General features: G+C 37.2%; 9 protein-coding genes, 4 tRNA genes and 1 pseudogene. 2 read left to right on the top strand and 12 right to left on the bottom strand.

What is annotated here, in order from left to right; genetic code table 11:
- Window positions 1-117: 117 nt before the first annotated feature.
- The 7 genes and pseudogenes from M899_RS13825 to lpxC all read right to left on the bottom strand — a co-directional run bounded on the left by M899_RS13825 (window position 118) and on the right by lpxC (window position 4,301).
- Window positions 118-192, bottom strand: a tRNA-Thr gene (locus M899_RS13825).
- 129 nt (window positions 193-321) lie between these two features.
- A tRNA-Gly gene (locus M899_RS13820) sits at window positions 322-397 on the bottom strand.
- Between the two features lie 48 nt (window positions 398-445).
- Window positions 446-532 (bottom strand) — tRNA-Tyr (locus tag M899_RS13815).
- Between the two features lie 11 nt (window positions 533-543).
- Window positions 544-619, bottom strand: a tRNA-Thr gene (locus M899_RS13810).
- Window positions 620-711: 92 nt separating this feature from the next.
- Complete coding sequence (locus M899_RS13805; RefSeq protein WP_021272092.1) at window positions 712-1,473, bottom strand: TrmH family RNA methyltransferase; 762 nt, start codon at window positions 1,471-1,473, stop codon at window positions 712-714.
- Between the two features lie 107 nt (window positions 1,474-1,580).
- Window positions 1,581-3,281, bottom strand: a pseudogene (locus M899_RS13800) (proline--tRNA ligase); the annotation flags it as partial.
- Window positions 3,282-3,380: 99 nt separating this feature from the next.
- Window positions 3,381-4,301, bottom strand: a complete 921-nt coding sequence (lpxC, locus tag M899_RS13795) for a UDP-3-O-acyl-N-acetylglucosamine deacetylase (RefSeq protein WP_021272077.1) — start codon at window positions 4,299-4,301, stop codon at window positions 3,381-3,383.
- A gap of 331 nt (window positions 4,302-4,632) precedes the next feature.
- On the opposite strand from lpxC, the gene M899_RS13790 reads away from it, so the two are divergent.
- Window positions 4,633-5,055 (top strand): hotdog fold thioesterase, encoded by a 423-nt coding sequence (locus tag M899_RS13790; RefSeq protein WP_021272046.1) that lies wholly within the window; start codon window positions 4,633-4,635, stop codon window positions 5,053-5,055.
- Between the two features lies 1 nt (window position 5,056).
- Here the strand turns inward: M899_RS13790 and M899_RS13785 are convergent, their stop codons facing one another.
- The 5 genes from M899_RS13785 to M899_RS18435 all read right to left on the bottom strand — a co-directional run bounded on the left by M899_RS13785 (window position 5,057) and on the right by M899_RS18435 (window position 8,075).
- The gene (locus M899_RS13785) at window positions 5,057-5,560 is read right to left on the bottom strand and encodes a hypothetical protein (RefSeq protein ID WP_021272051.1); all 504 of its coding nucleotides are present in this window, start codon (window positions 5,558-5,560) and stop codon (window positions 5,057-5,059) included.
- A gap of 76 nt (window positions 5,561-5,636) precedes the next feature.
- Window positions 5,637-6,617, bottom strand: a complete 981-nt coding sequence (ruvB, locus tag M899_RS13780) for a Holliday junction branch migration DNA helicase RuvB (protein WP_034729568.1) — start codon at window positions 6,615-6,617, stop codon at window positions 5,637-5,639.
- A gap of 24 nt (window positions 6,618-6,641) precedes the next feature.
- Window positions 6,642-7,304, bottom strand: a complete 663-nt coding sequence (gene ruvA, locus M899_RS13775) for a Holliday junction branch migration protein RuvA (RefSeq protein ID WP_021272059.1) — start codon at window positions 7,302-7,304, stop codon at window positions 6,642-6,644.
- On the bottom strand, window positions 7,301-7,861 hold the full coding sequence (gene ruvC / locus M899_RS13770; RefSeq protein ID WP_021272069.1) for a crossover junction endodeoxyribonuclease RuvC: 561 nt from the start codon (window positions 7,859-7,861) through the stop codon (window positions 7,301-7,303). Before ruvC ends, ruvA begins: the two co-directional genes overlap by 4 nt.
- Before the next feature lie 43 nt (window positions 7,862-7,904).
- A complete protein-coding gene (locus M899_RS18435) occupies window positions 7,905-8,075 on the bottom strand; it encodes a hypothetical protein (protein WP_021272067.1) in 171 nt (56 codons plus the stop codon).
- A 104-nt stretch (window positions 8,076-8,179) separates the two neighbouring features.
- Here M899_RS18435 and M899_RS13765 point away from each other — a divergent pair, with 104 nt between their 5' ends.
- Window positions 8,180-9,046 carry a bifunctional 5,10-methylenetetrahydrofolate dehydrogenase/5,10-methenyltetrahydrofolate cyclohydrolase gene (locus M899_RS13765; protein ID WP_021272081.1) on the top strand — a complete coding sequence of 289 codons (867 nt, stop codon included), beginning with the start codon at window positions 8,180-8,182 and terminating at the stop codon, window positions 9,044-9,046.
- Window position 9,047: the final 1 nt, after the last annotated feature.

Raw genomic sequence — 9,047 nt, 5'->3', positions numbered from 1 at the left:
TTTGCCATGATTACTACTCCTTAAAGCAAAAATCGCGTGTAAAAAATTAAAATATTACAAGCTAACTCGTTATTAACAAGATAAAAAAAATGCCTCTAAACCATTGTTGTTCAGAGATGGAGCTTGCGACGGGAATTGAACCCGTGACCTCTCCCTTACCAAGGGAGTACTCTACCACTGAGCCACGCAAGCCCATAATCTGCATTTCACATATTTTTAAATCATATGGTAGGCTTATGTAAAGCAAAAATAGCTCTAGGACAATGTTTTTTGGGGAATTTAGGGCAAAAAAAAAGAGTTCCGAAGAACTCTTTTTTTATTTGGAGCGGGCGACAAGGATCGAACTTGCGACATTCAGCTTGGAAGGCTGACACTCTACCAACTGAGTTACGCCCGCATAGAATAATTTTTTATACTATCTATCAACTTTTATCAAGTGTCAAGATGGTGGCGAGAGATGGATTCGAACCATCGAAGGGGTAAACCCGACAGATTTACAGTCTGTTGCCTTTGGCCACTCGGCAATCTCGCCCCGAGTAAATCTGGAGCTGGTTATAGGACTCGAACCTACGACCTGCGGTTTACAAAACCGCTGCTCTACCAACTGAGCTAAACCAGCGCACTCTTAAAGCTTGTGGATAGTAGTTATAAAAGCTTTGTTTTAGGTTTGCAAGTTTTTTTTAATAAAAAAATTTTTCCCTATCAATTAAATTAGTTGCCACTGAAAAATTTTTCCATGGCCACTGCTGCAGCCACTGATACGTTCAATGATTTAATTGGTCCTTGTGATTTAAAAGCTACAGTTTTATCGAGCATTCTCATAACTGCGTTTGATAATCCAACATCTTCTGCACCAAGAACAAGTGCTATTTTTTCGCTATCAATTTTTTCAGCGGCCTGAGTTTCGTGCTCGCTAAATCCAATACATGAATAGCCAAGGGATTTTAGCTTTGTAATCGCCTTTGGAAGACTTGCCACTTTAATAATTTTTACGTGCTCAAGTGCACCCGATGCAATTCTTGCAAATGATGGAGCGATTCCGAAATTACCTTTAGCAGAAATAAGAATAGCGTCTACACCATAGAAACAAGCTGTACGCATTATCGCTGCTGCATTTTGAACATCTGTAACTTGATCAAGACAAATGATTCGAGGGGCCTTGCCCCCATTTACCATATCACTTACCCATCCGATATTTTCTTCTTCTAAACTTTCAGCAATTAAGAAAATCTGTGAGGGTACGCGAGTGTAGTTGAAGTCGTGAATCGAATAATATCTTTTCGCTTCTTCTTGTAATTTATGAGAAGAACAAAGTTTTATCTCAACTCTCTCAAGTTCAGCTTTAGTTACTCCATGCTTCTTTTTTAATTCATCCAAACCGTCTTCAGATGCATAGAGTGACGTTAAGCTTCTTTTCTTATTTCTTAGGGCCTCGGCAATACTATGAAGCCCTACTATGATTACTTCTTTCATTCTGTTACTACTTCTTTTTCAACATCTAGAACTTTGTTAATTTCTTCCATCAGCTTTGCAACTTCAAAACCTTTGCTCTGCTCGCTCCATAGAATTAACTTATGAACACTTTTTACTTTTTTTACAGCTTCTTCAGTTGAAACTTTGATTGTTTTACCAGTTCTTCTAATTCTGATTTCAAGCATGCCCGATTCTTTATGGTCACGCTCTCCGAGTACAAGTTGAATTGGTAATCCTAAAAGATCTGCATCTTTAAACTTGAAGCCTGGCCCCTGATTTCTATCGTCATAAACAACATCTAGACCTTCTTTTAGAAGTTCTTCATAAATATCATCTGCAAGCTTGTTGTATTCTTCTGATTTTGTAATTGAGACAAAAGATAAATCATATGGAGCTATAGATGCTGGCCAGATAATTCCATTTTCATCATGATTTTGTTCGATGGCCGCAGCAACAACTCTTGTTACACCAATACCATAACAACCCATAAGTGGATGCTGGGCTTTACCGTTAGAATCAAGAATTGTAACGTTCATACCCTTAGTATATTTATCCCCGAGTTGGAATATATGCCCAACTTCGATCCCTCGTCTTACTTTAATTGTACCTTTTCCACACTCGGTTAAATCACCTTCGCGTGCTTCTCTAAGATCTGCAACTTCAAATTTTGCAACATCTCTTTTTGGAACTAAGTTCTTAATATGGAAGTCTTTCTTATTAGCTCCAGCAACAAAGGCCGCTTCTAAATCAACTTCTCTATCAAAAACGATTGAGATATTTTGACCGATTGGCCCAATAAATCCTTTTTCTAATTTAAGCTCTTCTAACTCACCATCGTGGGCCGCACGAACTTTATCTGATTTTAAAAATCCACCTAGTTTAACTTCATTTAATGAGTCATCGCCTAAAAGAAGTAGGAGATAGAATTTTTTCTCTTTTCCACTTTCATCTACGTATACAAGAGATTTAAGACTTGTATGCTGTGGTACTTTTAAGAAATTACATACGTCTTCAATTGTCGCTTTATTTGGTGTGGCAACTTCTTCAATAGCATCAGAAGTATGATTAAATTCGACCTTTGCTCTTTTCGTTTTTGCTTTTTCTACGTTGGCCGCATAACCTGTTTCTGGGCTGTAGATAATCGCATCTTCACCAGAATCCGCAATAACTTGGAACTCATGTGTTTTGGCATCACTTGAGGCCATTGCTCCACCATCAGCTTCAACAGCAGTGAACTCAAGGCCTAGACGCGTGAAGATTGCTGAGTATGCACCATAAAAATCGTCATAGATTTTATCCATACATTCTTTATCGTTATGAAATGTATAGGCGTCTTTCATCGTAAACTCACGACCTCTCATTAGACCAAAGCGTGGTCTAATTTCGTCTCTGAACTTTGTATTAATTTGGTAAAGAGATACTGGAAGTTGCTTATAAGACTTTACTGTTTTTCTAAAAATATCTGTGATTGCCTCTTCATTTGTTGGAGAAATACAAAGATCACGATCTGCCTTGTCTTTAAACTTAAGCATTAGATCACCCATCTTGTCCCAACGACCAGTTTCTTGCCACAGCTCACCTGGAGTCACTACAGACATAAGTAGTTCTTGCGATCCGATTTTATTCAATTCTTCGCGAACGATATTTTCAACTTTTCTGATTGAACGGTAGCCCATCGGTAGATAGTTATAAAGTCCACTTCCTGATTTATGAATGAGTCCTGCTCTAATCATTAATTTATGAGATGTGATTTCAGCATCCGCAGGTGTTTCTTTATATGTTTGCCAAAAGCCTTTTGACAGTTTCATACCGATCCTTTTGTTTTAAAAAAAATTTGAAGCTATGCCCTATGAGCATAGCCTATTTATCAGAGTTTAACATTAATAAAAAGGGGAAATGTCTTTTATTTAAGAGTAACTGGGGGTAAGTGCCAGAGGGAGTTCAAACGCTTCTAGCGCTTCTTTTTCTAGTGATGAAGCGGCAACAATTTGATAAGCACTTGGCGTCTCTAGAAGTTTACGACACAGAAGATTGTGCAGATTATGACCAGATTTATAAGTTGTAATTTTTCCAGCAATCTCATGACCTAAAAGGCCGAAGTCGCCGACAGTATCAAGAATTTTATGTCTAACAAATTCATCTCTAAATCTTAAACCGTCTTCATTTACAACTTTGTATTCATCTAAAACGATGGCATTGTCGAGAGATCCACCTTTGATTAGGCCTTTTCTCTTTAACATATCAACGTCTCTTAAAAGACCAAATGTACGAGCTCTACCAATTTCATTGATATAATTTTCGCAACTAAATTCAAAAGTCTTTCTTTGAGTCTTAATTAATGGGTGAGTGAAAACAATCGTTGAATCGATAATCAAACGAGAAGCAGGTTCGATTCTCGCCCACTTGTCATCAACTCTAACTTCAACAGGTTCTAGTACTACTAGAAACTTTTTCGATTTATTCAGAGTTGTGATTCCGATTTCTTTTAATACAAAAACAAAAGAAGCACCTGAGCCATCCATGATCGGAACTTCAGGGCCATCAATTTCAATAAAGACGTTATCAATACCTAGTCCATAAAGAACTGAAAGTAAGTGCTCTACTGTATGAACAGCATTAACACCTTCACCAATTGTTGTATTATTTTCTGTTGCACCTACTGAAGTCGCAGATGCTCTAAGAATTTCCGAACCTGGAATGTCTACACGTTTAAAACGCACGCCCGTATCAGCTTCAGCAGGATGAAGTTTCATCGTAACTTTTCTTCCTGAGTGAATACCGATTCCTGTGATACTTACAGATTTGGCGATAGTTCTTTGATATAACATTAAACAAAATCCAGTGTTTTTAGCAATTTAGGCTATTTTAATCCAATGCAACATGCGTTGTAAACAGCTATATTCAAGTATATAAGCTTTTTCACGAGGGTCACGCTTTAGAAAGTTTTGCCTCGTCAGAAGAAACGGATGCTCTTCCATCTCCCATAATAATCGTTTCTATACTTGTGGTCATAAAGAATGTAATAATTGCCAAACATATCAACTATTTTGACGATAAATTTTAAGTTATTGAATTTTTGCAGTTTTTAAAAACTGCCAATCTTTATAAACACTTAGAGTAAAGACCGAGTAAAAGACATCGTATTTTCAAGGAGTTAAGATGATTTGGTTTCATAAAGAGCTCACATTAGAAAAAATCAATTCAATCAATAAAAACACTCTCTTAGAGCATTTAAATATCAATATCACTGAAATTGGCCCAGATTTTTTGGTTGGAACAATGCCTGTAAATTCAACAACTCACCAACCCTACGGTGTCCTTCACGGCGGAGCAAGCTGCGTTTTGGCCGAATCTGTTGGAAGTGTTGCCAGCAATCTCATTCTTGATAATAAAATTAGCTATGCTGTTGGCCAATCTATTACCGCAAATCACTTACGTCCCGTAAGCAGTGGTCTAGTCACAGCGAAAGCTCAAATTATGCACAAGGGAAGAAAGAGTCATCTTTGGGAAATTAAAATCACAGATGAGAATGATAAGCTCGTTTGCTTAAGCACTCTCACCATGGCGATTGTTGAGAGATAAATTATTCTTTGTCTTCGTAGTGAGGGATCGTAATATAATCCCAAATATCATCTTCTGCTGTTGGCAGAAATGACATAAGAATTTCACGCTCTTTTTTTGTTAAGGGAGTATAACCACGGTTGTACTTCCATCCGTAGCCCCATCTATAATCAGTTTCAAAGCTTGGACTTCCTCCGGCCCTAACACCAAGATACATTACAATTCCCATCCAATCAGAGAAATTTTTCGATACACATTGTTTGAGTTTACGATCAGCTAGTTTGCGATCCCAATCAGAGCCACCCATCCAGTAGGCCTTGTCATGTTCAAAACAACAGCCTAACCAAGCAAAAGGTTTATCTTTTGTACCTTCTGGCCAGCGGCTACAACCATCTGAATAGAATGGGTTAATATTCTTAGCAATATCTTCACTAGGACCCGTTTGTACTTGTTCAGTACTCATTGAGGCACAAGAATTAAAAATAAAAAGTGAACTAAAAAGAATCACTGAAAAGATTTCTTTCATAATAACTCCAATAATGCGTGAATATATCACTTCAGTTCAGAGCACATTATTTACTTTGTAAAAAATACCTTCAGTGTTAGAAATTTGACTTCTCTATATGATCTTTCGCCTTTTCAGATATTTCTCTTCCACGAGGAGTTCTGATAAGAAAACCTTCTTTAAGAAGATATGGCTCATAAACATCTTCAATTGTCGTTCTATCTTCAGACAAAGTTGCACACAAGGCCTCAATACCTACAGGGCCACCACCATAATAGTCTTTAATAACTGAAAGAATCTTACGATCCATTCTGTCTAGGCCATAGTAATCAATTTCCATAAGACCTAAGGCCTTCTCAACATCTTGCTCAGTTACTTTAGTGTTTCTTGCAACGATGGCAAAATCGCGAACGCGTCTTAGAATTCTATTTGCGATCCTCGGTGTTCCCCTTGAGCATTTTGCAATATGAAGATCAACACCTTCACTCAGAGTAATTTCCATTTTGTGAGAATTATTTCTTACAATCTGGGCCAACTCTTCAGCTTTATAAAAATCAAAATGGAGATGGGCCATAAAACGATCGCGTAGCGGGTTGGATAATAATCCCGATCTCGTTGTGGCACCTATCAAGGTAAAAGGAGCAATGTCTATTTGCATAGTTCTGGCACTTGGCCCCTGACCAATAAGAATATCTAATCGATAATCTTCCATTGCAGAGTAGAGAATCTCCTCTACTGAAATATGCATACGATGAATTTCATCAATAAATAAAACATCGTGAGGTTGTAAATTTGTAAGGATCGCAGCAAGATCCCCTTTTTTTTCAATGGCCGGTCCAGAAATCACATGAAGTTCTGTGCCAAGGGCCTTTGAAATAATCATCGCTAACGATGTTTTCCCTAGGCCTGGGGGTCCTGACAAAAGACAATGGTCCATAGTTTGTTCACGCAGTTTTGCGGATTCAACCATGACTTCAATATTCTGAACGACCTTTTTTTGGCCAATATATTCACTAAAATCCTTCGGTCTAAGAAAGACTTCTTGCTTATATTCTTGATCAGTAATTGAAGAGGACATCAATCTTTCGTTTTCTTCCACTTTTTAAATTTCCTTTAAAACTAGGTGAACTAATTGCTCTGCTTTGACGATATTATTTTCAGACATAATTCTGTGGGCAAGAGACATGACTTTGTCTTCTTTGAATCCAAGTTCTTTACAGGCCATGATCGTTTCTCTTAGAACCTGATCATTCTCCACTACTGCAGAAACTTCTGAAGGTGCATCTTCAAATAATAACGGTTGAGAATATTCATATTCAACTTCACCAGAACTAATTTCAGAAATTACGATCGTTTTATTAGAGTACATTCTAATTTTTTCAATTTTCTTAGTAAGATCAAGAATCATCTGAGATGCTGCTTTAGTTCCAACCCCAGGGGCCTTCGTTAAAGTTTTCTTGTCATCATTTAAAACTGAATCAATGATTTGAGTTGTACTCAATGCCGCCATCAAATTAAAAGCGGACTTAGGCCCAACACCTTTTACAGATATTAGCAATTCGAACATTTTTTTATCGCGAAGAGATTTGAAACCGTATAATTCCTCTGAGCCTTCTTTAACAATGTGACTCACGTAAATACTAATTTTTGACCCCTCTAGGGCGACATTTGAAAAGTAAACTTGGTATCCTGTTCCACTTCTCGTATTTATAATGATTTCATTTCCATCACTGAAAAGTACATCACCTTGTAAAAATCCAATCATCTTTTTTCCTGTATTTTATGAGCAAATACTGATTTGAGAGATCTGCTCTTTGAAGAATGAATAGCTTTTTTATTTGTGACAATTTTAATGTCGCGACTTAAAGCATGACAAACTGCTATTGCTAGCGCATCTGATTCATCGTGTGTTTTAAATTCAATTTTACCAAATATCATCGTTAAGGCCTTGTCCACACTTTCTTTCGTTGCGTGCCCATGCCCCGTCACCGTTGATTTGATAAGGTTCGGACTATATTCAAAAACTTTGCCCTTATTTGTTTTCATAAAAGCAGCAATCATAGCTCCACGGGCCTGAGCAAGCTTTGCCAGCGAAGTTACACTTTTAACATAAATTAACGATTCGATAGCAATTTCAGCAGGAGCGTGGCCGCGAATTAATTCCTCGCATGAATCATAAATATGTCCAAGTCTATCTACGAACTCGTCCACATCGTCATATTTCATAACGCCCGAAGTTATATAATTTATTTTTTTACCGTGAAGCTCAATGAGTGCAAAGCCTGCTTTGCGAGATCCAGGGTCAACGCCAAGAATAATCATAAGAGTATTCTACAAGGCCTTGTCCCCTATCGTCTATGATTAGTTATTTTGATTTGCCTTTAATTGCAGAGCCAATATAGAACAACGCAGAGCCACCAATTAATTGGACTAACTCCAATTGACCATAATCTCCCTTAGTCATACCTGCAAATAAGCACATTCCCACAGATGCAAAACCAATAAGTTGCATTCCAAGTCCAATATAAAATTGCATAGGACCTCCATCTTCGTGCTTTATACTCAAAACGATGTTTTTTAACAACTTTGCGAAGAAGATATTTTTAGTTAATATATCAACTCTTTAGGAGTAAATCGATTATGTCTAATGTGCTTAGCGCAAAACCCGTCGTTGATAAAAATATCAATGACCTCATTAATGAGTGCAACTTACTTAAAAGTAAGGGGGTTACTCCGTATCTTAAAGTGATCCTTGTTGGAGATAATCCGGCGAGTGTCATTTACACAAAAAATAAAAAAGCTTTTTGCGAAAAGATCGGTGCCAAGTGCGACATTATAAAACTGTCTGCTGATATTGATGAAAAAGATTTCCTAAACGAAGTTGAAAATATCAATAATGATAATAGCGTTCATGGATTACTAATCCAACTTCCCCTTCCTAAGAAGTTAAAGCATCTTGATGTCACGACTCTTGTCAATGAAACAAAAGATGTAGACGGTTTTCATCCACTGAATGTTTTTGAACTCTACAAAGGTAACAAAGAAGATAAGATACTTGCTCCATGTACTCCGAAAGGAATCGTCACACTTTGCAAGTTCTACAATATCGACCTTGAAGGAAAAAAAATTGTCGTTGTTGGACGATCGCTAATTGTGGGAAAACCTTTGGCCCTACTTTTAATGAACTACAATGCAACGGTAACTGTTTGTCATTCAAAAACTAAAAACTTAAAAGAGATCACTAAAAGTGCTGATATCATTATCAGTGCAATTGGTCAGGAAGGTTTTATTAATTGCGATCATGTTCGCGATGATAAAACTCAAATTGTAATTGATGTTGGAATCAACAAAAACAATGATAACAAAACAGTTGGAGATTGTGACTTTCAAACTCTTTCTAATAAAGTTAAGGCCATAACTCCTGTTCCTGGTGGAATAGGTCCCATGACCATTCTCTCTCTTGCTCAAAATCTTTTACAAGCTGCTAAAAAGAGCTTATATCCATAAG

This window comes from Bacteriovorax sp. BSW11_IV (assembly GCF_000447755.1).
Lineage (GTDB): Bacteria > Bdellovibrionota > Bacteriovoracia > Bacteriovoracales > Bacteriovoracaceae > BSW11-IV.
Note: the sequence above shows the minus strand (reverse complement) of the source record. Positions and strands in the feature narration are given on the sequence as shown.

Coding starts and splice junctions, on each gene's coding strand:
- M899_RS13765 (WP_021272081.1), top strand. CDS start 8,180: ATGTCTAATGTGCTTAGCGCAAAACCCGTCGTTGATAAAAATATCAAT.
- M899_RS13785 (WP_021272051.1), bottom strand. CDS start 5,560: ATGAAAGAAATCTTTTCAGTGATTCTTTTTAGTTCACTTTTTATTTTT.
- M899_RS13790 (WP_021272046.1), top strand. CDS start 4,633: ATGATTTGGTTTCATAAAGAGCTCACATTAGAAAAAATCAATTCAATC.
- M899_RS13805 (WP_021272092.1), bottom strand. CDS start 1,473: ATGAAAGAAGTAATCATAGTAGGGCTTCATAGTATTGCCGAGGCCCTA.
- M899_RS18435 (WP_021272067.1), bottom strand. CDS start 8,075: ATGCAATTTTATATTGGACTTGGAATGCAACTTATTGGTTTTGCATCT.
- ruvA (WP_021272059.1), bottom strand. CDS start 7,304: ATGATTGGATTTTTACAAGGTGATGTACTTTTCAGTGATGGAAATGAA.
- lpxC (WP_021272077.1), bottom strand. CDS start 4,301: ATGTTATATCAAAGAACTATCGCCAAATCTGTAAGTATCACAGGAATC.
- ruvC (WP_021272069.1), bottom strand. CDS start 7,861: ATGATTATTCTTGGCGTTGACCCTGGATCTCGCAAAGCAGGCTTTGCA.
- ruvB (WP_034729568.1), bottom strand. CDS start 6,617: ATGTCCTCTTCAATTACTGATCAAGAATATAAGCAAGAAGTCTTTCTT.